General features: G+C 75.1%; 17 protein-coding genes. 10 read left to right on the top strand and 7 right to left on the bottom strand.

Annotated elements, in window-relative coordinates; genetic code table 11:
- Positions 1–31: 31 nt before the first annotated feature.
- From AAEM63_RS13610 to AAEM63_RS13585, 6 genes are read right to left on the bottom strand one after another with little or no spacing between them, the layout of a single operon-like run.
- Positions 32–409, bottom strand: a complete 378-nt coding sequence (locus tag AAEM63_RS13610; protein ID WP_341358785.1) for an RNA-binding S4 domain-containing protein — start codon at positions 407–409, stop codon at positions 32–34.
- A gap of 16 nt (positions 410–425) precedes the next feature.
- Positions 426–1,715 carry a DUF58 domain-containing protein gene (locus tag AAEM63_RS13605; RefSeq protein WP_341358784.1) on the bottom strand — a complete coding sequence of 430 codons (1,290 nt, stop codon included), beginning with the start codon at positions 1,713–1,715 and terminating at the stop codon, positions 426–428.
- The gene (locus tag AAEM63_RS13600) at positions 1,715–2,827 is read right to left on the bottom strand and encodes a MoxR family ATPase (protein WP_341358783.1); all 1,113 of its coding nucleotides are present in this window, start codon (positions 2,825–2,827) and stop codon (positions 1,715–1,717) included. The genes AAEM63_RS13605 and AAEM63_RS13600 overlap by 1 nt, the downstream gene beginning before the upstream one ends.
- Positions 2,824–4,005 carry a DUF4350 domain-containing protein gene (locus tag AAEM63_RS13595; protein ID WP_341358782.1) on the bottom strand — a complete coding sequence of 394 codons (1,182 nt, stop codon included), beginning with the start codon at positions 4,003–4,005 and terminating at the stop codon, positions 2,824–2,826. Before AAEM63_RS13595 ends, AAEM63_RS13600 begins: the two co-directional genes overlap by 4 nt.
- Positions 4,002–4,727, bottom strand: coding sequence for a DUF4129 domain-containing protein (locus AAEM63_RS13590; RefSeq protein ID WP_341358781.1), 726 nt, complete (start codon positions 4,725–4,727; stop codon positions 4,002–4,004). Before AAEM63_RS13590 ends, AAEM63_RS13595 begins: the two co-directional genes overlap by 4 nt.
- Positions 4,724–6,100, bottom strand: a complete 1,377-nt coding sequence (locus AAEM63_RS13585; protein ID WP_341358780.1) for a glycerophosphoryl diester phosphodiesterase membrane domain-containing protein — start codon at positions 6,098–6,100, stop codon at positions 4,724–4,726. Before AAEM63_RS13585 ends, AAEM63_RS13590 begins: the two co-directional genes overlap by 4 nt.
- A gap of 125 nt (positions 6,101–6,225) precedes the next feature.
- On the opposite strand from AAEM63_RS13585, the gene mtrA reads away from it, so the two are divergent.
- From mtrA to AAEM63_RS13550, 7 genes are all read left to right on the top strand, one after another.
- Positions 6,226–6,909: an MtrAB system response regulator MtrA gene (mtrA, locus tag AAEM63_RS13580; protein WP_341358779.1), complete on the top strand. Its 684-nt coding sequence runs from the start codon at positions 6,226–6,228 to the stop codon at positions 6,907–6,909.
- Entirely contained in the window at positions 6,906–8,666 is a 1,761-nt protein-coding gene (gene mtrB, locus AAEM63_RS13575; RefSeq protein ID WP_341358778.1) for an MtrAB system histidine kinase MtrB, read from the top strand. The genes mtrA and mtrB overlap by 4 nt, the downstream gene beginning before the upstream one ends.
- Positions 8,663–10,354, top strand: coding sequence for an LpqB family beta-propeller domain-containing protein (locus AAEM63_RS13570; protein ID WP_341358777.1), 1,692 nt, complete (start codon positions 8,663–8,665; stop codon positions 10,352–10,354). The genes mtrB and AAEM63_RS13570 overlap by 4 nt, the downstream gene beginning before the upstream one ends.
- 56 nt (positions 10,355–10,410) lie before the next feature.
- Entirely contained in the window at positions 10,411–11,241 is an 831-nt protein-coding gene (locus AAEM63_RS13565; RefSeq protein ID WP_341358776.1) for a phosphoribosyltransferase family protein, read from the top strand.
- A gap of 166 nt (positions 11,242–11,407) precedes the next feature.
- Positions 11,408–12,067 carry a ribosome-associated translation inhibitor RaiA gene (gene raiA, locus AAEM63_RS13560; protein ID WP_341358775.1) on the top strand — a complete coding sequence of 220 codons (660 nt, stop codon included), beginning with the start codon at positions 11,408–11,410 and terminating at the stop codon, positions 12,065–12,067.
- Positions 12,068–12,254: 187 nt separating this feature from the next.
- On the top strand, positions 12,255–13,238 hold the full coding sequence (locus tag AAEM63_RS13555; protein WP_341358774.1) for a DUF72 domain-containing protein: 984 nt from the start codon (positions 12,255–12,257) through the stop codon (positions 13,236–13,238).
- A complete protein-coding gene (locus AAEM63_RS13550; protein ID WP_341358773.1) occupies positions 13,235–13,861 on the top strand; it encodes a UdgX family uracil-DNA binding protein in 627 nt (208 codons plus the stop codon). The genes AAEM63_RS13555 and AAEM63_RS13550 overlap by 4 nt, the downstream gene beginning before the upstream one ends.
- 56 nt (positions 13,862–13,917) lie before the next feature.
- Here AAEM63_RS13550 and AAEM63_RS13545 read toward each other — a convergent pair whose 3' ends face one another.
- On the bottom strand, positions 13,918–17,823 hold the full coding sequence (locus tag AAEM63_RS13545) for a carbohydrate binding domain-containing protein (RefSeq protein ID WP_341358772.1): 3,906 nt from the start codon (positions 17,821–17,823) through the stop codon (positions 13,918–13,920).
- 330 nt (positions 17,824–18,153) lie between these two features.
- On the opposite strand from AAEM63_RS13545, the gene AAEM63_RS13540 reads away from it, so the two are divergent.
- The 3 genes from AAEM63_RS13540 (at position 18,154) to secA (ending at position 23,709) form a co-directional block, all read left to right on the top strand.
- Positions 18,154–19,239 carry a LacI family DNA-binding transcriptional regulator gene (locus tag AAEM63_RS13540; protein ID WP_341358771.1) on the top strand — a complete coding sequence of 362 codons (1,086 nt, stop codon included), beginning with the start codon at positions 18,154–18,156 and terminating at the stop codon, positions 19,237–19,239.
- Positions 19,240–19,277: 38 nt separating this feature from the next.
- Positions 19,278–20,642 carry a crosslink repair DNA glycosylase YcaQ family protein gene (locus tag AAEM63_RS13535; RefSeq protein WP_341358770.1) on the top strand — a complete coding sequence of 455 codons (1,365 nt, stop codon included), beginning with the start codon at positions 19,278–19,280 and terminating at the stop codon, positions 20,640–20,642.
- Positions 20,643–20,856: 214 nt separating this feature from the next.
- On the top strand, positions 20,857–23,709 hold the full coding sequence (secA, locus tag AAEM63_RS13530; protein ID WP_341358769.1) for a preprotein translocase subunit SecA: 2,853 nt from the start codon (positions 20,857–20,859) through the stop codon (positions 23,707–23,709).
- The last annotated feature ends 63 nt before the right edge of the window (positions 23,710–23,772 follow it).

Raw genomic sequence — 23,772 nt, 5'->3', positions numbered from 1 at the left:
CCACCCGGCACCGGTCACGGTCGCCCCGGCCTCAGTGGCCGCGCAGCCGGGTGATGTCGCGCCGCTCCCGCTTCGTCGGCCGGCCGGCACCCCGCTCGCGCCGCGGGACAGCGAACACCTCGCGCGGCAGCGGGGCGGGGCTGTGGTCGACCATGGCTGCGGCCGCCGCGGGCGCGCCGACCCGCTTGAGCAGGACCTGGACGACCTCGACGTCGCGCTCGCGCTCGCCGCCGCGCACGACCACCCGGTCCCCGGGGCCGACGGGCGCCGCGGGCTTGGCCCGCTCGCCGTTGATGCGGACGTGCCCGGCCTTGCACGCCGCCGTCGCGAGGGACCGGGTGCGGAAGAGCCGTACCGACCACAGCCACACGTCGACCCGGGCCGTCGTGGGGGCCTGCGCCGGGCTCATCCGGCGAGCCTACGTCTCACAGCCGCCCTGCCGCCTTGAGCGCGAGGTAGGTGTCCGCCAGTGCGGGCGCGAGGTCGTCCGCGGCGGCCTCGACGACCTCCACGCCCCGTCGGCGCAGCCGCAGCGCGGCCGCCCGGCGCTCGAGCTCCGCCCGCTCGGCGGCCGCGGCGTCGAAGACGGCGTCGGTGTCGGAGCGGTCCCGGCGCAGCGCCTCCACCTCGGGGTCCGACGCGGAGGCCAGCACCACCGCGTGGTCCCGCGCCAGGGCGGACGCCACGGGTAGCAGGCCCGCCGCGACGGCCGTCGGCTCGAGGGCGGTGAGCAGGACGACGAGCGTGCGGTGGGGCAGGTCGCGCACGACCTGGGTGACGCGGGTCCAGCTCGTCTCGACGAGGGACGGCTCGAGCGGCGCCAGGGCCGACGCCAGCGCGCCGAGGAGCCGCGGACCGGTCTCGCCCGCCACCCGGGCGCGCACCTCGGAGTCGACGGCGACGAGGTCGACCCGGTCGCCGGCCCGTGAGGCGAGGGCGGCGAGCAGGAGGGCGGCCTCGATCTGGGCGTCCAGGCGGGGCGCCTCGCCGAGCCGGGCGGCGGACAGGCGGGCGACGTCCAGGACGAGCAGGACGCGGCGGTCGCGCTCGGGCCGCCACGTGCGCACGACGACGTCGGCCCGGCGGGCGGTGGCGCGCCAGTCGATGGCGCGCACGTCGTCGCCGATGACGTACTCGCGCAGGGAGTCGAACTCCGTCCCCTGACCGCGGACGAGGACGGCGGTGCGTCCGTCCATCTCGCGCAGGCGGGCCAGGCGGGAGGGGAGGTGACGGCGTGAGGTGAAGGCCGGCAGCACCCGCAGCGTGGCGGGGGCCGGGTGGGAGGCCTGCCGGCCCGCGAGGCCGAGGGGGCCCACGGTGCGGACCGTGACGAGGTCGGCGGGCCGGTCCCCGCGCCGGGTGGGGCGCAGGGCCGTGCGCACGCGGCGCCGCTCACCGGCGGGGAGGTCGAGGCGGTGCCGGTCGGCCGTGGCGCCCGCCGAGGGCGGCCAGGCGTCCCGCAGGCTCCCGCGCAGACGGCGGGTGCCGGTGCTCGTGAGGGTCACCACCGACGTCGCGGCCTCCCCGAGGCGCACCGACGTCCCGACCGACCGCTCGACGGTCACCGCCCGCGGGGAGGCGGCCAGCGCGGCGTCGACGAGGCACGCGAGGACCACGAGCCCCACCCAGAGCGCCACCGTGGTCGTCGTGGGCCACACCGCCGCCGGGAGGGCGCCAAGCGCGGTGACGGCGGCCGCGCGCGCGGTGGGGACCATCAGCGCGGCACCGGCACCGTGGCCAGGACCCCGTCCAGGACGGTCTCGGCGGTGACGCCCTCGAGCTCGGCCTCGGCCCGCAGCTGCACCCGGTGCCGCAGCGTCGGGTGCGCGAGCGCCTTGACGTCGTCGGGGGTGACGTACGACCGGCCGCTCAGCCACGCCCAGGCCCGCGACGTCGCCAGCAGGGCCGTCGCCCCGCGCGGGGAGACACCCAGGGACAGCGACGGCGAGGTCCGGGTCGCCCGGACGAGGTCGACGATGTAGCCGAGCACCTCGGGGCCGACCTCGACGTGGCCGACCTCCGTGCGGGCGGCGGCGATGTCGCCCGGGCCGGCCACGGCCCGCACGCCGGCGCCGGCGAGGTCGCGGGGGTCGAAGGAGTGGGCGTGCCGGCGCAGGACCTCCACCTCGTGCCCGCGTTCGGGCAGGGGCAGGACCAGCTTGAGGAGGAACCGGTCGAGCTGCGCCTCCGGGAGGGGGTAGGTGCCCTCGTACTCGACCGGGTTCTGCGTGGCCACGACCATGAAGGGCTGCGGCAGTGCCCGCGGCTCGCCGTCGACGGAGACCTGGCGCTCCTCCATGGCCTCGAGGAGGGAGGCCTGGGTCTTGGGCGGGGTCCGGTTGATCTCGTCGGCGAGGAGGAGGTTGGTGAAGACCGGGCCCTCCCGGAAGGAGAACTCGGCGGTGCGGGCGTCGTAGACCAGCGAGCCGGTGACGTCGCCGGGCATGAGGTCGGGGGTGAACTGGATCCGCTTGGTGCCCAGGGCCAGGCTCGCCGCGAGGGTCCGCACGAGGAGCGTCTTGGCCACCCCCGGGACGCCCTCGAGCAGGACGTGCCCGCCGCACAGCAGGGCGATGACCAGCCCGGTGACCGCCGGGTCCTGCCCCACGACCGCCTTGCCGATCTCGGCGCGCAGGCCGCCGAGCCGCTCGCGCGCCTGCGAGCCGGCGTGGCGGGAGCCGGCACGGTCGGGGCCGGCGGGAGACCCGGCGGCGTGGGCGTCCCCGGCGTGCGGGGCGCGCGCGTCCGGCCCGGCGGCCGGCGGCTCCGCCGGGGCGGCGGGGGCGGCCGGGGTCGCGGGCGGAGGGCCGTACGGAGGGGTCGTCACTGGTGGACCTCGCTTTCCAGGGCGTCGAGCTCGGCGGACAGCGCCAGGAGGGCGGCGTCGCTGGTGGGGGGTGGGCCGTACAGCAGCTGCCGCAGGCCCGGGTCGGGGCGACCGGTGGCGCGTGCCAGGGCACCGAGGAGCGCGTCGGGGCCCGCCGACCGCGGCAGGCCGAGGGTGCGGGCGAGCCGGTCCGCGGTCCCGGCGCGCAGGCTCGCGGCCGCGTGGTCGTGGGCACCGGAGCGGCGGTAGAGGCGGCCACGGCCGCGGGTCGTCTCGGCGGAGCGGACCACCACGGGCATGACCTCGGTGACGACGGGCCCGAGCGCACGCCCGTGGGCGAGCGCGAGGACCAGGGCGGCCGCGGCGAGGACGGTGAGGGCGGTGGTGGCCCCCGGGGGCACGAGGGGCACCGAGGCCCCGGTGCTCGTGGTGTCGACGGCGCCGGGCAGGAACCACACGAGGACGTCGTGCCCGCCGAGCGCCCGCAGGGTCAGGGCGGCGTTGCCCTCGGCGGCGAGGAACTCGTTGGTCATGAGTCGCTCGTCGGCGAGGTAGCGCACGGTCCGCGCGCCGTCCGACCAGACGGCGTACCCGCCGTCACCGTCGCCCACGGGGAAGCAGACGACCGTCTCGCCGCCGCCGCCGCCGCCGCCGGCTCCGGTGCCGCCGCCGTCCGTCGGACCGACGGAGCCGCGGGTGAAGCCGACGCGTCCGGCGGCCACGGCGTCGGGATCGGCGCAGGCGGCGTCGACGGGGTCGGCGGACCCGGCGCCGGAGGTGAGGAGCGGGACGCCGAAGCCCTCGAGGTCGGTGAAGGGGTCGCCGGCGATGACGAGGTCCGCCCCGGTGGCCACGATCTCGGCGCGCTGGTCGACCGAGAGCAGGCCGGGGTCGACGACGAGGACGGTCGAGCCCGGTCCGGCGAGCGCGCCGACGTCGGCGAGCGAGGAGGCCGGCCGCACCTCCACGCCCTGGCTCCGCAGGATCTCGGCGGCGGCCTGCGCCCCGCCCGGGCGCGGGTTGTCGGGTGCGAGCGGCCGGTCGGAGCTCCGCACCGTCAGCGCGACGGCGGCGAGCATGAGGACGGCGAACGCGAGAGAGGCGAGAACGGGGAACCGGTTGCGCGACCACCAGGTGGGGCGGCGCTCGACCACCGGCGCGGCGGCGGGTGCGTTCACCGTGCCGCCGGGCCGGTGCTCGTGCCGGTGCTCGTGCCGGTGCCGGTGCCGGCGCCGTGCGGACTGGCGCCCGCCCCGGCGGTCACCCGCGGGTGCTCGGCGGAGACCCGGGCGGCGAGGGAGCGCATGGCCTCGTCCTCCGCAGGACCGGCCGACGCGTGACCGTACCGGACGTCGTCGAAGAGGTGCCCCGCCCAGCCGAGCGGCCCGGCGAGGCCCGGCAGCGCACCGGCCGCCAGGGCCGCGGCCTCGTGCGCGGTGAGCCCCGCGCGGTCGTCCAGGGCGCCGCGCTCGTCCAGACCGCGGATGATCGCGCGGAAGCGGTCCAGGACGGCGGCGGCGTGGTCGCCGCGACGTGCCGCGGCGTCGGCGGCGGCGCGGAGGTCGGCGCTGCTGCGGTCGTCCTCGAACAGCGCCGTCCCGGCCGCGACGTCCCGCGCCCGGCCGCGGCGCACCCGCCCGCCGAGGACCCGGGCGAGGACGAGGACGACGACGAGGCCCACCACCAGCAGCACCGGCACGAGCTCGGGCGGGGTGAGCGTGTCGAGATCGCCCACGCGGCCCAGGATCCGGCCGAGCCAGTCGAGGAAGCGTTCGACGAGCCCGGGGGAGTCGGAGTACGCCGCCTTCGCCAGCTCCTCCTGCGCCCAGCGGCGCGCCTCCTCGGCGTCCGGGCGGACCGGGACGCCGACGGGGAGGATGACGGCGGGCGCCGGGCTCATGCCCCCGCGGCGCGGGCCAGCTCGACGTCGAGGCCCTCCTTGCGCATCCGCACGTCGATGTAGACCAGGGCCAGCACGGCGGCGAGGAACGGCGTCGTGGCGGCGGAGATGAGGACCGACAGGACGGTCGTGACGACGGTCGCTGTCACGATCGCGTCGGGGCTCGTCGCCACCAGGGCGGTGATGAGGGTGGGCACCACCATGAGGGCGTAGGAGATCACCGAGACGATGATCGACGACAGCACGAGGGAGCCGAAGATGCGCCAGAAGTGCCCGGCGGTCAGGGACCACGAGCGGCGCAACGACGTCATGACCGAGGCGCGCTCCAGCACGAGGACGGGGGCGGCGAGCGCGAGCTTGATCGACAGCCAGGCGGTCGCGACGACCGCGGCGGCGAAGATCAGCAGGCCGAGGAGGACGAGCACGCCGGCGCTGTCGCCGAGGGCCGTGGCGAGAGCGCCGATGAGCAGGGCGGAGACCACGACGACGAGCGTGATCGCGATCGTCGCGGCCACGCCGATGAGCACCGTGAGGCCGACCAGGGCGCCGAGGCGTCCTCTGGCCCGGGTCCAGACCTCGCCGATGCTCACCACCCGGCCGAGGACGGACTGGCTCACGGAGATGATGAGCAGGCCGGTGAGGATGATCGTGGCGAGGAAGACGGCCACGGCGGCCGCGAGGAGGCCGAGCACGCTGCCCGGGCCGACGCCCAGCGCCTCGCTCGCGGTGGCACTGCCCTCGAGGAGGGCCGGGTCCAGCACGGGCACCGCCTGGCCGAGGAAGACCACGAGGACGACGGCCTCGATGACCGAGGCGATGCCCAGGACGAGGAGGGAGAGGCCGAACATGACCTTGGGGTTGGCCCGGATCGCCCGGAACCCGCCGTCGAGGATCTCCCCGAGGTTGAGCGGGCGCAGCGGGATGATCCCGGGCTGGACCGGTCCGGCGAAGCCGGCGGGGCCGTAGGGGCGGGCGATGCCCGGCCCGGCCGGTCCCGGCTGCGGGCCGTACTGGCCGTAGGCGGGCGGGCGCTGCGCGGCGTCCGCCCAGCGCGCGGGAGCGGGCGGCCGGAGGTCGGCCGCGGGGTCCTGCCAGGCCACGGGTCCCGGCCGGGCCGCCGGGTCCTGCCAGGCCGCGGGGCCCGGCCGGGCGGCGGGGTCCTGCCAGGCCGCCGGGTCCGGCAGCACCGCGGGGTCCGGCCGGCCGCCGACGGGGGCGTACTGGCCGTATCGCGGCTGCGGGCGCGGGTCGGGGGTCTCGGCCGGGCCGGCGCGGTCCGCGCCGTACTGCCCGTAGCGGCCGTACCGGTCGGGGTCCGCGGACGCGCCGGGGGGACCGGGTCTCTCGTCCCGGCCGTCGTCCTCGATCGTCATGCCCTGCCTCCCCTGGGGGCGCACCCCGCCTCGTCTGGGTTCATGGTGCCACGGGCCCCCCACGCCGGTGGCCGTCCACGGCGGGCCGGGCACGAACCGTGGTCGCGGGATGACACCATGTGGACATGAATGCACGCCTCCTCGTGGTCGACGACGACACCGCGCTCGCCGAGATGATCGGCATCGTGCTCGAGGCCGAGGGCTTCGAGGTCGTCTTCTGCGCCGACGGCGCCCAGGCGCCCGAGATCTTCCGCGCCGAGCAGCCCGACCTCGTCCTGCTCGACCTCATGCTCCCGGGCCTCGACGGCATCGCGGTGTGCCGGATCATCCGCGCGGAGTCCGACGTGCCCATCGTCATGCTGACGGCGAGGTCCGACACCCTCGACGTCGTCACCGGGCTCGAGGCGGGCGCGGACGACTACGTGGCCAAGCCGTTCAAGCCCAAGGAGCTCGTGGCGCGGGTCCGCGCCCGGCTGCGGCGCCAGGAGGACCCGGAGCCCGAGCGCCTGCGGATCGGCGACCTCGAGCTCGACGTCGCCGGCCACGAGGTGACCCGGGACGGCGTGCCCATCTCCCTCACGCCGCTCGAGTTCGACCTCATCGTCGCCCTCGCGCGCAAGCCGTGGCAGGTCTTCAGCCGGGAGGTGCTGCTGGAGCAGGTCTGGGGCTACCGCCACGCCGCCGACACGCGCCTGGTCAACGTCCACGTCCAGCGCCTGCGGGCCAAGGTCGAGAAGGACCCCGAGCACCCCGAGGTCATCGTCACCGTCCGTGGGGTGGGGTACCGGGCGGGGGCACCGCAGGGGTGAGCCGGGACGTCGCCGAGAGCCGCGGCGCGAGCCTCCCGGCCGCGCCCGCGCTCCCGCGCGGCTCGGTCCCCCACCGTGCGGGACCGGCCACGACCTACCGGCCGCGCGCCACCGAGCCGCTGCGCCTGCGCGCGCGCCGCAAGATCCTCACGGCCGCCGGCCGGTGGCGCACCTCGCTGAGCGTCCGGGTGGTGACCATCACCGTCGTCGGCGGAGCCGTCGCGCTGGCCCTGCTCGGCGGCGTCATCGGCAACCAGGTCCGTGACGGCCTCTACGACGCCCGGGTCGAGCAGATCCTCGCCGACGCCGCCCTGCGTTCGCGTGACGCGCAGGAGACGTTCGACTCGGCGACGGCGACGACCGGCCAGCAGGTCCAGCAGGTGGCCAACGACTGGATCGACGCGCTGGAGTCCTCCTCCTCCGGCGCGCTCGGCACGGTCCTCATGCGCTCGCCCAACGAGTCCTCGGCGGTGACCATCGCCGAGCCGGCCACGAACAACGCCCCCCGCGAGGTCGTCTCGGACCAGATGCGCGCCGCCCTCGCCGCCGAGGGCGGGCAGCACTGGCAGGCGGTGGGCCTGCCCGCCGAGGACGGCGAGGAGCCCGGGATCGTCGTCGGCGCCACCGTCACCCTGCCCGCCGCCGGCACGTACGAGCTCTACACGATCTACACCCTCGCCCCGGAGGAGGAGACGATCCGGCTCGTCCTGCGGGTGCTGTCGGTCGGGGCCCTCGCCCTCGTCGTCGTCCTCGGCGCCATGGTGTGGGTCATCACCCGCTGGGTGCTGCGCCCCGTCCAGGAGGCGGCGCGCGCGGCCGAGCGGATCGCCGACGGGCTCCTCGCCGAGCGGGTCCCGGTCCGCGGCCACGACGAGCTCGCCGTGCTGGGGGACTCCTTCAACGAGATGGCGGAGTCGCTCCAGCGACAGATCGAGCGCATGGAGGAGCTCTCCCGCCTCCAGCAGCGGTTCGTCTCGGACGTCTCCCACGAGCTGCGGACCCCGCTGACCACCATCCGCATGGCGGGCGAGCTCATCCACGACGCCCGGGACTCCTTCGACCCGGCGGTCCGCCGCTCCGCCGAGCTGCTGCACACCCAGCTCGACCGGTTCGAGTCGATGCTCGCCGACCTGTTGGAGATCTCCCGGTTCGACGCCGGCGCCGCCGCCCTCGAGGTCGAGGAGCGCGACATGCGTGACATCGTCCAGCGGGTGGTCGAGCTCACCGCCATCCTCGCCGAGCGCAAGGGTTCCGAGATCCGGCTCCAGCTGCCCGCCGGGCCGTGCACGGTGGAGGTGGACTCCCGCCGCGTGGAGCGGGTCCTGCGCAACCTCCTGGCCAACGCGATCGAGCACGGCGAGGGCCGCCCCATCGACCTCACCGTCGCCGGGTCCGCGACGACGGTGGCGGTGCGCGTCCTCGACCACGGCGTGGGCATGACTGCCGAGGAGGCCCTGCACGTGTTCGACCGCTTCTGGCGCGCCGACCCCGCCCGCGCGCGGACCACCGGCGGGACCGGCCTGGGCCTGGCGATCTCCCAGGAGGACGCCCGGCTGCACGGCGGCCTCCTCGAGGCGTGGGGGGAGATCGGCGTCGGCGCGTCCTTCCGGCTCACCGTGCCCCGCCACGCCGGCGCGGTGCTCGGGGTCTCGCCCGTGCCGCTGAACCCCCACGAGGAGCCGGCGACGATCACCCAGGAGGTCTCGAGCGCCGCGGGGCCGGAGTCGTGGTCGGAGCTGGCGGAGGAGGGCTCGTGACGTCGCGTCGCAGCGTCCGGCTGCTGGCCGTCCTCCTCGCCGCGCTCGTGGCGCTGGCGGGCTGTGTGAGCCTGCCCCGGTCGGGTCCGGTCTCCGCCTCCCAGCCCGAGCTCCCGCCGTCGGAGGGCATCGGCCTGTTCGCGGCCGGCCCGCGTGAGGGCGCCTCCCCCCAGGAGATCGTCGAGGGGTTCCTCACCGCCTCGGCCGCGGGGTACTCCGACGAGTTCCTCGTCGCCCGGCAGTTCCTCGCCGGGCCCGCGGTCCAGGCGTGGCAGCCGCTCGAGCAGGTGCGGATCTACGCCGACAACCCGGCGCCGTCGTTCGGGCGCACCGACGACGGCGGCGTGCGCCTCACGGTCGCCGCGGAGGCCTCGGTGGACTCCGCCGGGCACTACACCGAGTCGCCGCCCGAGACGACGATCGAGGCCGGCTTCACCCTCGTGCGCAACGCCGCGGGGGAGTGGCGCATCGTCGAGCTCGACGACGGGGTCCTGCTGCCGGCCGCGAACTTCCGCTCGCTCTACGCCCAGGGTGCGGTGTACTTCCTCACGCCCGAGCAGGACGCGCTCGTCCCCGACGTGCGGTGGTACCCGCGGGAGAACCAGGCGACGGCGCTGGTCCGCGGCCTGCTCGACGGTCCCTCGCAGTGGCTCTCGCCCGGCGTCGTCACCATGGTGCCGGCCGGCACCCGCATGACCGTCGAGGCGGTCACGGTCGCCGACGGCGTCGCGCGGGTCGACCTCTCCGCCGACGCCCTCTCGGCCGACCCGGAGGAGCGGGCCGCGCTGTACGCCCAGGTCGAGCGCACGCTGCTCGGCGTCCCCGGCGTCCAGCTCATCCAGATCACGGCGGCCGGCGCACCGTACGAGGTCACCGAGCCGATCCCCGAGCTCTCCTCCTACCCCTACACCACCGGCTCCCTGGTGGTCGTCGCCGACGGCGCGCTGGCCGAGGTCGTGGCCGGCGAGGTGGTCCCGCTGGCCGGTGGCAGCCTCGCGGGGCTGGACGCCCGCTCGCCCGCCCTCGGGTACGAGACCGAGCAGCCCACGCTCGTCCTCCTCGACGGCGCGGACCGGCTCGTCACCGCCCCGTCCGCCCAGTCCCAGTCCTTCCTCCTGGCGCAGGGCTCGGCGCTGGTGGCGCCCTCGGTCGACATCGACGGGTGGGTGTGGACGTCCCCGCAGGAGTCGGCGGGCGACGTCGTCGCCGTCCAGGACTCCGGCACCCGGGTCGCGGTGGACGTGCCGTGGCTCGCGGGGGGCCGGGTCCACGCCCTGCGGATCTCGCGCGAGGGCGCCCGCGCCGTCGTGGTGTGGGAGTCCGGCGGACGCACCCTGATCGACGTCGCCGCCGTCGTGCGCGGCCTGGACGGGGTCCCGCGCGCCCTCGCCGAGCCGGTGCGCATCGGCGAGCGGATGACCACCGCCACCGACGCCGCCTGGGTGGACGAGCAGACGGTCGCCGTCCTGGGCACCTCCGGCGGGGACGCGGCGCCCGTGGTCCACCTGCTGCCCATCGGCGGTCCCACCACGCGGCTGCCCGCCGTCGACGGTGCCGTGACGATCACCGCGGGCCGGGGCGACCGCTCCCTGGTGGTGGGCACCGAGAGCGGGCGGATCTACGAGCGCAACGGCGCATCGTGGCGACCGGTGCTGACCGAGGCGTTCTTCCCCACCCTCCCCGGGTAGCCCGCCGTCCACAGCCTGGCCGCCGCCGCGGGCCCGGCCCGGCCACGCTCGCCGGTGTGCGGGTCGCCGGCGGACACGACGGGAGGGTCCGGTTGCTCGGCGCCCTGCGGTCCGCCGGGCGGCTCGTCCTGCCGGTGGAGTGCGCCGGGTGCGGCCGGTGGGACGTGGCCCTGTGCGCGCGGTGCCGTGACCTGCTCGCAGCGACCCCGCGGCGGTGCGAGCAGGACGCACCGATGATCGCCGGGGACGGCCCACCGGTGTGGTCGGTGGGCGCCTACGCCGGCCCGGTGCGCTCGGTGGTCCTGGCGTGGAAGAACCACCGGCGCCGGGACATCTCCGCGGCACTGCTGCGCGCCGTCGCGGCGGCCGCCCGGGCGTGGGCCCTCGACCCGGCCCTGCGAGCGGCGCTGGGACCGGCTGCCGACGCCTCCCGCACGGTCCTCGTCATGCCCGCGCCGTCGGGCCTGCGCCGGCGGCTGGCCCACCGGTTCGTCGTGGGGGAGCTCGCCGACGCCGTGGCGCGCGGCCTCGCGTCCGGCCTCGCCGACCACCCCTCCGCGGTGGACCGGGTGCTCGTCGTCGACGCGCTCCGTCGTCGGGGTGGCGGCGCCCACCAGGCGGGCCGTGGCGCGCGGTCGAGGGCGCGCAACCGCCGTGGCGGGGTGGTCGTCGCGGCCCTTCTCCCCCCGGGCGCGGTGGTCGTGGTCGTGGACGACGTCGTGACCACCGGGGCGACCCTGGCCGCGTGCGTCAGCGCACTGTCGGACGCCGGCGCGCACGTCGTCGCGGGCCTCGCCCTCGCCAGCACCCCCGCTCCCGCCCGGACCCTGCGCGTTCCCGGCGGGAGTGTCCGCGCGGACATGCCCGCGGCCGCCAATTGCGACTAACGTTGGTGCATGGAGCACAGCCCGAGGCCGCAGGCGCCGCGCAGGGAAGCGCGACCCGGCCAGGGCCGGGAGGAGGTGGTCCGCACCCCCCTCGCTCGCCCGTGAACCAACCGGCGCGAGATCGTCACGTCCGGGGCCGGCAGAGCCCCCACCTATGGAGGTCACCATGGAGATCGTCGTCAAGGGCCGCAACACCGAGATCGCCGACCGCTTCCGCGAGCAGGTCGAGGAGAAGCTCGGGAAGATCGAGCAGCTGGCCCCCCGGGCGCAGCGCGTGGACGTCGAGCTCACCCACGAGCGCAACCCGCGCCAGAGCGACCAGGCCGAGAAGATCGAGATCACCGTGCGCGACAAGGGGCCCGTGATCCGTGCCGAGGCCAGTGCCTCCGACCGGTACGGCGCGCTGGACCTCGCCGTCGGCAAGCTCGTCGAGCGGCTCCGCCGGGTCCGTGACCGCCGCAAGGACCACCACCGCTACTCACCCCCGCCACCCGGGCAGGCGCCCAGCGTCGAGCAGGAGCCCGAGGTCGAGCAGGAGGAGCGACCCCACCCGCCGACGCGGCCGGGGGAGAGCGTCGAGGCCCAGCTGGGCGACTCCCCGGTGATCGTGCGCCAGAAGCTCCACGAGGCCACCCCGATGACGGTCGACCAGGCCCTGTACGAGATGGAGCTCGTCGGGCACCCGTTCTACCTCTTCATCGACGAGGAGACCGGCCAGCCGTGCGCCGTCTACCACCGCCACGGCTGGACCTACGGCGTGATCCGGCTCGACACCGTCGTGACCGCGTCGAACCACGTCCTCGACCACGCCGGGCGGCCCGCCTGACCGCCGGGTCACACCCCTGACCTGCCCGGGGCCCGTCGCGCGCCGGCGACGGGCCCCGGCCCTGTCCGCGGCTCTCGCCGCACCCGACGTCGCGGTGCACCCGCTCGCCGCACCGGTCGTCGCGTAGCACCCCCTCGCCGTGCCGCACCCGCTCGCCGCACCGGCCACCCCGATCTAGGGTCGGGCCATGGCCACCGTCCACGTCGGCATCTCGGGCTGGCGGTACGCGCCGTGGCGGGGCACCTTCTACCCGCCCGGCCTGGCCCAGCGCCGGGAGCTGGAGCTCGTCGCCAGCCGTCTGTCCACGGTGGAGATCAACGGGTCGTTCTACTCCCTCCAGTCACCGTCGAGCTACCGGGCGTGGTCGGCGCAGACGCCGGCGGACTTCCTCTTCGCGGTCAAGGGTGGCCGGTTCATCACCCACATGAAGAAGCTCGACGACGTGGCGGGGCCCCTGGCGAACTTCTTCGCCTCGGGGGTCCTCGCCCTGGGCGAGAAGCTCGGTCCGGTCCTGTGGCAGCTCCCACCCCAGCTGCGGTTCGACGCCGGCCGCGTGGAGCGGTTCCTCGACCAGCTCCCGACGACGACGGCGGCCGCCGCGGCGCTGGCCCGCGGGCACGACGCCCGGGTGAAGGACCCCCTGACACAGGTGCCGGCCGACCGGCCGCTCCGCCACGCCATGGAGGTGCGGCACGAGAGCTACCGGGACCCCGAGTTCACCCGGCTGCTGCGTGAGCGAGGTGTTGCGCTCGTCGTCGCGGACACCGCCGGGCGGTGGCCGCTGCTCGAGGAGGTCACCGCCGACCTCGTCTACGTCCGTCTGCACGGCGACGAGGAGCTCTACGTCAGCGGGTACGACGACGCCGCGCTGGACCGGTGGGCGGAGCGGGTCCGCCGGTGGCACGCCGACGGCCGCGACGTCGTCGTGTACTTCGACAACGACGTCAAGGTCCGGGCCCCGTTCGACGCCATGGCGCTCGCGGGCCGGCTGGCGGGCATCGCGGCGGAGCCCACCGGGGTCCAGCCGCCGGTCGGGCCCGTCCGGGCGCGGCGGGCGGTCGGCGAGGTTGCGCCGGACGGCTCGGGTCCGGCGGGCCGAGCGGGGGCGCCGGCCGGGCTGCCCGCGCTCGGCGCCGACAGCCGCTGGCGGCTCGGCGGGGCGGGCCGATGACCGGCCGGCCCGGCGCGGACCGGTGGGTTCCGCCGGAGGGTGACGTCGAGAGCCTGCGGGCCGCCGCTCCGGGGTGCCGCGGCTGCGAGCTCTGGGCCGATGCGACCCAGGTCGTCTTCTCGGCCGGCGGCGAGCGGGCACGGGTGGTCCTCGTGGGGGAGCAGCCCGGCGACGCGGAGGACCGGGCGGGGGAGCCGTTCGTGGGACCGGCCGGGCGCCTGCTCGACGAGGCGCTCGCGGCGGCCGGGATCGACCGTGCGGAGGTCTACCTCACCAACGCGGTCAAGCACTTCCGGTTCCGCGCGCAGGGGAAGCGGCGCATCCACGCCAAGCCCGGCGTCGCCCACGTCGAGGCGTGCCACCCGTGGCTGGAGGCCGAGGTCGCGGCGGTCCGGCCGGACGTCGTCGTCGCCCTCGGCGCCACCGCCGCCCGCGCGGTGCTGGGGCGCGACGTCCGGATCGGGGCCGAGCGCGGCACGTGGCTGAGCGCGCCCGGCCTGCCCGCGCAGCCGCGGGTCCTGGTGACGTCGCACCCCTCCGCGGTGCTCCGCCTGCGCGGCAGGTCCGGCTACGACGAGGCCTTCGCCGCGCTCGTGGCCGACCTGCGCACGGCCGCCGGCTGAGCCGGCGGCCGTGGGCGGGCAGCGCGGCACGTCACCGCACTGCCCGCCCCGACGCCCTACGGGAAGGTGATGTCGTCCGCGTAGTACGTCGTCCCCGAACCCACCGTCCCGAAGTCGAAGAAGATGACCACCCGGTCGTACTCGGCGGCCAGGTCCAGCGGCGTCGCGACGGCGTTCGCGAAGTCGAACGTCAAGGTCTCCCAGGCGCCGGCGACGGTGGTGGTCGCCTCCGTCTCGACGTTGACGGCGGGGTCGGTGCCCTCGACCTTGAGGCGGACGGGGACGCCCGCCTCGGGCGACCACACCCGCACGGTGATCGATGTGCTCCCGTCGCTGAACGGGATCACCGGGACCCGCAGGTCGTCCTCGGTCGCGACGATCGTCCCCGCCCACACCTCGGGCGGGTTCTTCACGACCCGCAGCACCGCGTTGGCGGGGTCGGCCGGGTCGGTGACGACGGTGGAGTCCTCGGCACCGCCGAAGCCGAGCAGGGTCGGCGCCGGGTCGAACGAGATGACCAGCCCGGGCGCGACCGGGTACCCCAGGTCGTCGAGGTAGAAGGTCGCGGCGGTGTCCTCGGCCGAGTACGCGGTCCCGAAGTCGAAGAACGCCGAGACCTTGTCGTAGGTCGCCGCCGGGTCGAGCGCGGGGGTGCCCGGCACGTGCTCGGCGAGGTCGAACGTCAGGGTCTCCCAGGCGCGGGCCGTCGTCGTGGTGGCCTCGGTCTCGACCGAGACGGCGCCGTCGCTGGCGTCCTCCACCTTGAGGCGGACCGGGACGCCCGCCTCGGGTGACCACACCCGCGCGGTCATCGTCGTCGCGACGTCGAGCGGGATGGCCGGGACGGTGAGTCCCGGTCCGGTCGAGACCGTGACGCCCGCCCAGAGCTCCGACGGTGCCGACCTGACGATCTGCGCGACCTGGTTGCCGGCGTCGGTCGGGTTCGCGACGACGGTGCCGACGGCGCCACCGAAGCCGGTCAGCCCCGGCGCCGGCTTCTCGTCGAAGGTGATGACGACGCCGCCCGACGGGGCGGGCGGGGTGTCGTAGGCCTGCCGGGCGCTCGCGCCCGCGGCGTTCGTGTTGCCGGCGATGTCGCTGACGGCCCCCGCGGCGACCGCGACCTCGAGCGTCCCGGTGCTGTCGGCCGGCGGACGCGCCACGACCGTGGCGTGCGTCGCGTCGACCCGCGTGAACGCGCCCTTCGTGCCGCCGGTCAGGACGACGTCGGAGGCGGTGAAGCTCGTGCCCACGTCCTCCGAGAAGGTGAAGGTGAAGGTCACGTCACCGGTCGCGGTCTCGGCCGCGACGTCGTCGGTGATGGTCACCTCCGGCGCGGTGGTGTCGCTCAGGCGCACCTGGTCGAGCAGCACGGTCCCGGACCCGCTGGGGACACCGAACCCGTAGCCCCAGACCTCGTCGAGCCCGAACCCGTCGTCGGGGGCACCCGCCGGCTGGTCCGCGCTGCGCTCGAAGTCGGTGAAGGGGAGCGAGACCTGTCGCCAGCCCGTGGAGTCGTCGACGAAGGAGGCCTCGAAGCGCTCGGCCGTGTCCGGACCCTGGAAGACCCGGACGTAGTCCACCTTCATCTCCTGGGGGAAGGCCACGGTCGGGTCGACGGCCCCGCCGAAGCTCCCGCCGACCGCCATGTTGAGGAGCAGGAAGACCGGGTCGTTGAAGACCCACTCGTCCGGTGCCACGTCCGCCGGGGTGGCGGTGTGGTAGAGCGTGCCGTCCAGGTACCACTCGATGCGGTCGGGCCCCCACACGATGGTGGTGGTGCGGAACGCCCCGGGCACGTCGCCCTCGACGGTCATGATGTCCCCGTAGGCCTCGCCGCCGGAGTAGCCGGGGCCGTGGACGGTGCCGAAGACCTCGCCGGGGATGCGGCTGACGTACTCCATGAAGTCGATCTCACCGGTCTGGGGCCAGCCCACCTGCTCGATGTCCGTGCCGAGGCTCCAGAAGGCCGGCCAGAGGCCGGCGCCGCCGTCGGGCACCTGGATGCGGGCCTCGATGCGGCCGTACGCGAACTCCGCCTTGTGCTTGGACAGCAGGCGCGCCGAGGTGTACTCGCACTCGCCGTAGTAGCACTGCTCGCCGTCCGCCTCGCGCGCGGTGATGACGAGGTTGCCCTCGCCGTCGGTCGCGGCGTTGTCCGGGCTGTCCGTGTAGTACTGCGGCTCGCTGTTGCCCCACCCGGGGATGCCGTTGACGGTGCCGTCACCGAGCTCGTAGCCCCAGTTGTCGGGGTTCGGTCGGGTGCCGGCGGCCTCGTCGAACTCGTCCGACCAGACGAGGTCCCACCCCTGCGGACCCGGGTCGGGGGCACGGTTGTCGAGGACCTCGACGCTGATCTCGTCGCCGGTGCCCTGCCCGCGGTACCAGAACGACATCCCCTCGGTCGCGGACCAGTCCTGGCCCAGCGCGAAGTCGCGACCGAAGCGCTCCTGGGTGGGCCGGTTCGTGATAGCCCGGCCGTCGAAGGTCTCACCGGCGAGGGGGAGCGCCTGGTCGTCGCACGCCAGGCCCGTCTCCTTCGCGCGGAGGTGGAGCACGAGGTCGGTGCGCCCGTCGCCGTCGGTGTCGGTCTCGTGGCGCCGCGCCTGGCCCGTGCGGTCGACGTGCGTCTCGTGCGCGTCCCCGAGGGTGACCGTGGTGTGGTCCACGCTCGTCGCGTCGAAGCCGGGGGTGCTGAGCAGGCTCACGGTGACGACGCCGTTGCCGGCGTTGCAGAGCTGTCCCTCCACCGCGATGTCGACGCCGACGGGCCCGCCCACGGTCGCCGCGAGGACACGCTCCTGCGCGCCCTGACCGGGCAGCGCGTCGGCGTCCCCGGCCGCGATCTCGGGGTTGTCCAGCGTGACGGCGTCGCCGCCGTCCCACAGGTCGGGCGTGCGCTCGAAGTCGTCGAGGAGCAGGGGGTCGTACGGTTCGTCGTCGAGGATCGTGCCGGCCGCCTGCATGATGCCCGCCGCGGCGCCGACCGGGTCGGAGAGGCGCAGGATGACGCGTCGGTCGCCGTCGTCCTTGCCGTTGTCGGCCGTCTCGAGGGGGAAGGTGAGCTCGCGCGGCCCGTCCTTGGTGAAGGTGAGGGTGCCGGCGACGGGCGTGTAGTCGCGACCCGCCTGCGCGGTGCCCGGCTCGACGGCGTAGTCGACCGTCACCTGGTCCGGGTCCTCCTCCCTCATGGTCCGGTTCAGCCTGACCGTGACGTCACCGGTCGTTCCCTCCGGGACGTCGACGTTCCGGGTGGCAAGGCCCACCGCCAGGTCCGGGACCTCCGCGACGCCGTAGACGCCGACGTTGTCCACCCAGTAGGTGCGCGCTCCGCCGGTGCCGAGGGCGCCGAGGGCCCAGCCGTGCACCTCGGTGCCCTCGAAGCCGTCGTCCGGCGCGTTGTTGCCCACGCCCTTGCGGGTCAGCTCGGAGAAGGGGATCGAGATCTCGCGCCAGCCGGTGAAGTCGTCCACGACGTCCACCGACCACCGCTCGGCGTCGTCGCTCGTCGAGCCCGGGTTGCGGTTCTCGAGCAGGTCGACGAACAGCGTGTTCCCGGTCCCGAGGCCGTGGAGCCACATGGTGAACCCCTTGTACGCGCTCCAGTCCTGCGGGACCCACTGGTTCACCGCCTCGTTCGTGAACGCGTCGACGACACCGGCGTAGGAGGTCACGTCGACCTCCATCCGGAGCGCATGACCGTCGACCCCGTCGGCGGTCGCGGGCGGCGAGGCGCTGTCGATCGTCACCGTGCTGCCGGCGCCCTGGAAGGTGGTGAACCCGACCGGGACGCCGTCCGGGTCGGTGCCGGACGGCAGGGACTCGAAGTCCTCCACGACGAGCACGGGCGGCTCGGCGCCTGCGGCGCCGGCCACGCCGACCGCCGTGAGGGAGAGCGCGGCCGCGGTGGCCAGCGCGGCCCCGCGCCGGAGGCGTGACGGGGGATGTTTCGAAGCGGTCATGGCGTGGGTCCTCTCGATGGGTCCTTCGTGTGCGGTGCCGGACGTCCACGGCCGGCCGGGACTGGTACGCGTCCAGGCGTCCCGTTCGTCGGCGACCCGCCCGTGGGCCGATGACGATGTGGGCGGCCCCGTCTGATGGTGAGAGCGCTCTCATCGCTGAGCGCGTTTCCGGACGTTGCCGAGTGGTGTGTGGGGGTCAGGCGGTGAGAGAGCGCTCTCTCACGGGTGAGCATGGCACGAGGGTCGGCGCGATCACAAGGGCGGCGGGGGCGCGTCCCCGTAGGATTCGGGTGACCCGGCCGCACGGCGGGACGTCCCCGAGGGAGATTCATGCCCGCCAGCGGTCGAGCCGGCCTCGAGCAGGTGGCCGCCCACGCGGGCGTCTCACGCGCGACGGTCTCGCGGGTGGTCAACGACGTCCCCACCGTGGCGCCCGAGCTCCGCCGCCGCGTCGAGGAGTCCATCAGGGCGCTGGGCTACCAGCCGAACCTCGCGGCACGAACCCTCGTCACCCGGCGCACCGACACCATCGCCCTCGTCGCGTCCGAGCCGGACGTGCGCGTGTTCGGCGACCCGTTCTTCAGCGGCATCGTCCGGGGGGTCACGGCGGAGGCGGGCACTGCGGGGCTGCAGCTCGTCATCATGATGACCCAGTCGCCGGAGGAGATCCGGCGCGTGTCCCGGTACCTCACGTCCGGGGCGGTCGACGGCGTCCTGATGATCTCCGAGCACGAGAGCGTCGACCCGCTGCCTCCCACCCTCCAGGCGGCAGCCGTCCCGCTGGTCATCGGCGGCCGTCCGATGCAGCCGGGTGTCTCGGTGCCGTACGTGGACAACGACAACGTCGGTGGGGCCCGCATGGCGGCCGAGCACCTGCGCGGGCTCGGGCGCACCGTGGTCGGCACGGTGGCCGGACCCCAGGACATGACCGCCGGGCTCGACCGGCTCGACGGTTTCCGCGCCGGGCTCGGCCCGGCGTTCGACCCCGACCTCGTCGAGCCCGGTGACTTCAGCCAGGCGGGTGGCGAGGCCGCCACGGCCCGTCTCCTTGCCCGCGCGCCGGACCTCGACGGCCTCTTCGCGGCGTCGGACCTCACCGCGCTGGGCGCTCTCAAGGCACTCCACGACGCCGGACGGCGCGTGCCCGACGACGTGGCCCTGGTCGGGTTCGACGACATCGAGGTCGCCGCCTTCTCGTCGCCGCCGCTGACGACCGTCCGGCAGCGCACCGTCCTGCAGGGCCGTGCCATGGTGCGCCTCCTGCTCGCACGCATCCGGCCCGACCGGGCGGTCGACGGCGGCGACGGCATCCCGGACGCACGCGGCGTCGACCACCTCGTGCTGCCCGTCGAGCTCGTCGTCCGTGCGTCGACGGTGCCACCGGCACCGGCACCGGCGCCGTCGGCACCGTCGTAGCGGGGGCCGGTGTCGGTGGGCCGCGGCAGGATGGGGCGATGACCGGACCGACGCCGTCACGCGTGCTCACCCCCGGCCAGGCGCGGCGGGTCGCCGTCGCAGCCCAGCGGCTCGACCGGGCCCGGCCGGTGGGACCGGTCGGGGTCGGGCACGTGACGAGGCTGGTCGAGCGGATCGGACTGCTGCAGATCGACTCCGTCAACGTCCTCGCCCGCGCCCACCTGCTGCCCGTCTTCTCCCGTCTGGGCCCGTACGACGTCGGCCTGCTCGACCGTCTCGCCGGACGCCGGCCGAGGCGGCTGGTGGAGTACTGGGCGCACGAGGCGTCCTACGTGCCGCCCGCGACCTACCAGCTGCTCCGGTGGCGGATGGAGCGCCACCGGGAGCGCAACCACTGGGGTCGGGAGCTCGCCCTCCACCCGGGCGTCGTCGACGCCGTCCGTGACCTGGTCGCGGACCGCGGGCCCGTCACCGCCTCCCAGGTGCACGACCTGCTCGGCCACCGACGCGGCCCTCAGGAGGGGTGGGGCTGGCACTGGACGCCGGCCAAGCACGCCCTGGAGCACCTGTTCAACATCGGGGAGATCGCCACCGCCCGTCGCACGCCCCAGTTCGAGCGCGCGTACGACCTCACCGAGCGGGTGCTGCCCGCTGAGGTGCTCGCGCGTCCCGTCCCGGCGGAGGCCGACGCCGTGCGCGAGCTCGTGGCGATCGCCGCCGCCGCGCACGGGGTCGCCACGCTGCGGGGCCTCGCGGACTACTTCCGCCTCCCCGCGGCCCTGACCGCCCGGGCCGTCGCGGCGCTCGTGGCCGACGGCACGCTCGAGGAGGTCCGGGTGGCCGGGTGGTCCCGCCCGGCGTTCCTGCACACCTCGGCCAGGCTGCCCCGGAGCACCCACGCCCGGGCCCTGCTCGCGCCGTTCGACCCCCTGGTGTTCGAGCGCCGGCGCCTGCGCGAGATCTGGGGGATGCACTACCGGATCGGCATCTACACCCCGGTGGCGCAGCGCACCCACGGCTACTACGTCCTGCCGTTCCTCCTCGGTGAGCACCTGGTGGCTCGGGTGGACCTCAAGGCGGACCGCGCCGCGGGCGTCCTGCGGGTGCGGGCCGCGCACGCGGAGGACCCGGCCGGGGTGCCGGGCCTGCCGGCCACCGGGGCGGGGGTGTGGCCCGGCGCCGCCGAGGTCGTGGCTGAGCTGGCCGCCGAGCTCGCCGTGACGGCGCAGTGGCTCGGGCTGGGGGCCGTCGTGGTCGACGGCGACGCGGGCGGCAGCCTCGCCCGCGACCTCGTCGGACACCTCGCCGGCGAGGTCACGGGCGCCCATGACCTCGCCGGACCTCTCGGTCGCGACGTCGCGGGGCACCTCGCCCGGAGCCCCACGACAGCCGCTCCCGGGTAGGTGCCCGGGCGGGACGCCGGAGCGTTCCCTGCGGTCCGCGGACGGGCCGTAGCGCCTCGTCGCCCGCGCCGCCTGGGCGTGTCCGGTTCGCCCGCGGCTGACCCGCGGTCGCCCGCGGCGGTGCTACGCCTACGATGGGGACGGGCGCGCCCGCCGGGGCCGCCCGCGCCGTGCCGTCCGGCCGGCGCCTGGAACACTCACCGGGAGCTCGCGCGTGCCGACGATCCTCGACAAGATCCTTCGAGCCGGCGAGGGCCGTGTCCTCAAGAAGCTGACCGCCATCGCCGACCAGGTGGACGCCCTGGAGGAGTCCTTCGCCGCCCTCACCGATGCGGAGCTGCGCGAGGAGACCGACAAGTTCAAGGAGCGTCTGGCTGCGGGCGAGACCCTCGACGAGCTGCTCCCCGAGGCTTTCGCGACGGTGCGCGAGGCCGCGAGCCGCACGCTGGGCCAGCGTCACTACCGGGTGCAGATCATGGGCGGTGCCGCCCTGCACCTGGGCAACATCGCCGAGATGAAGACCGGCGAGGGCAAGACCCTCGTCGCGACCCTGCCCAGCTACCTCAACGCCCTCACGGGCAGGGGCGTGCACGTCGTCACCGTCAACGACTACCTCGCCGGCTACCAGAGCGAGCTCATGGGCCGTGTGCACCGCTTCCTCGGGATGAGCACCGGCACGATCCTGTCCGGGCAGACCCCGGACCAGCGGCGCGAGGAGTACGCCGCCGACATCACCTACGGCACGAACAACGAGTTCGGCTTCGACTACCTGCGCGACAACATGGCCTGGTCGACCGCCGAGCTCGTCCAGCGCGGCCACAACTTCGCCATCGTCGACGAGGTGGACTCCATCCTCATCGACGAGGCCAGGACGCCGCTCATCATCTCCGGGCCGGCCTCCGGGGACGCGAACAAGTGGTACGCCGAGTTCGCCCGTCTTGTGCGGCGGCTCGAACGGGAGAAGGACTACGAGGTCGACGAGAAGAAGCGCACCGTCGGTGTGCTGGAGCCGGGGATCGAGAAGGTCGAGGACTACCTCGGCATCGAGAACCTCTACGAGTCCCTCAACACCCCCCTCATCGGGTTCCTCAACAACGCCATCAAGGCCCAGGAGCTGTTCAAGCGGGACAAGGACTACATCGTCGACCGCGGCGAGGTCCTCATCGTCGACGAGCACACCGGCCGCGTCCTGGCCGGCCGCCGCTACAACGAGGGCATGCACCAGGCCATCGAGGCGAAGGAGGGGGTGGTCATCAAGGCCGAGAACCAGACGCTCGCCACGATCACCCTGCAGAACTACTTCCGCCTCTACGGCAAGCTCTCGGGCATGACCGGTACCGCGGAGACCGAGGCCGCGGAGTTCTCCAGCACCTACAAGATCGGTGTGGTGCCCATCCCGACCAACCGGCCGATGGTGCGCAAGGACCAGTCCGACCTGGTCTACAAGGGCGTCACCCAGAAGTACACGGCCATCGTCGAGGACGTCGCCGAGCGTCACGCCAAGGGGCAGCCGGTGCTCCTCGGCACGACGAGCGTGGAGAAGTCCGAGCTCCTCTCCGCCCAGCTCAAGGAGCGCGGCATCGGTCACGAGGTGCTCAACGCCAAGCAGCACGCTCGTGAGGCCGCCGTCGTCGCCATGGCCGGACGCAAGGGCGCCGTCACGGTGGCCACCAACATGGCCGGCCGAGGCACGGACATCATGCTCGGCGGCAACGCGGAGTTCATCGCGGTCCAGGCGCTCAAGGCCAAGGGTCTCGACCCGGCCGAGACGCCGGAGGAGTACGAAGCGGCCTGGCCGGACGCGCTGGAGACGGCCAAGAAGGCCGTCGCCGCGGAGCACGACGAGGTGGTGGCGCTGGGCGGGCTCTACGTCCTGGGCACCGAGCGGCACGAGTCGCGACGGATCGACAACCAGCTCCGCGGCCGCTCGGGCCGCCAGGGCGACCCCGGCGAGTCGCGGTTCTACCTCTCGCTCGAGGACGACCTCATGCGCCTGTTCAACTCCGGGCTGGCGATGCGCGTCATGGACGGCGCCTCCTACCCCGACGACATGCCGCTCGAGCACAAGTTCGTCTCCAAGGGCATCGCGTCGGCGCAGGCCCAGATCGAGGCACGCAACTTCGAGATCCGCAAGAACGTCCTCAAGTACGACGACGTCATGTCCCGTCAGCGCGAGGTCGTCTACGAGGAGCGCCGCCGTGTCCTGCACGGGGAGGACCTCGAGGACCAGGTCGTGGGCTTCCTCGACGACGTCGTCACCGGGCTCGTCGAGGAGCACACCGCCGGCGGGAACCCGGAGAGCTGGGACCTGGACGCGCTGTGGACCGAGCTGAAGAACGTCTACCCGGTCTCGATCACCCCGGAGGACGTCGTCGAGGAGGCGGGCAACGCCACCCGCGTCACCCCCGAGATGCTGGTGGAGGAGCTGCGCTCCGACATCCACCTCGCCTACGAGGCCCGCGAGGCCGAGCTCGGCGAGGAGGTCATGCGCCAGCTGGAGCGGCGCGTCGTGCTGTCGGTCCTCGACCGCAAGTGGCGCGAGCACCTCTACGAGATGGACTACCTCAAGGAGGGCATCGGGCTGCGGGCCATGGCCCAGCGCGACCCGCTCGTGGAGTACCAGCGCGAGGGCTTCCAGCTCTTCCAGGCCATGAACGAGGCCATCAAGGAGGAGTCGGTCCAGTACCTGTTCAACCTCGAGGTCAAGCGTCCGGAGGCGACCGGCGAGGGTGGCCCCGTCGTCACCGCGACGTCGGCCGCGGCGACGGCGACGTCGGCGCCGGGTCAGCCCGCCGCCCGCCCGGTGGTCGCACCCGGTGCGCAGACCGGTGGCGCCGCCGCCCCGGCAGCCGGGGCGCCGGGCCCGGAGCAGACCCCGGCCGCCGCCGCGCCGGCCGCCGCGCCGGACCTGCTCGGACTCGAGCCCCCGGAGCGGCCGGCCAACCTCACGTACACGGCGTCCGCGCTCGACGGCGACCCGCAGGGCGACGGTGCCGGCAGCGAGAGCGGCGGCGCGAACCGTGAGGCCCGCCGCGCGGCCGCCAAGGCGGCCAAGAAGCGCCACTGAGGAGGATGACCGACGAGGCCCGCACCTGCCCGCGCAGGTGCGGGCCGTCGTCGTCCCGGGGCG

This window comes from Georgenia sp. M64 (genome assembly GCF_038049925.1).
In the GTDB taxonomy this organism is placed as follows: Bacteria; Actinomycetota; Actinomycetes; order Actinomycetales; family Actinomycetaceae; genus Georgenia.
This window is presented reverse-complemented; position numbering and strand designations above follow the sequence as displayed.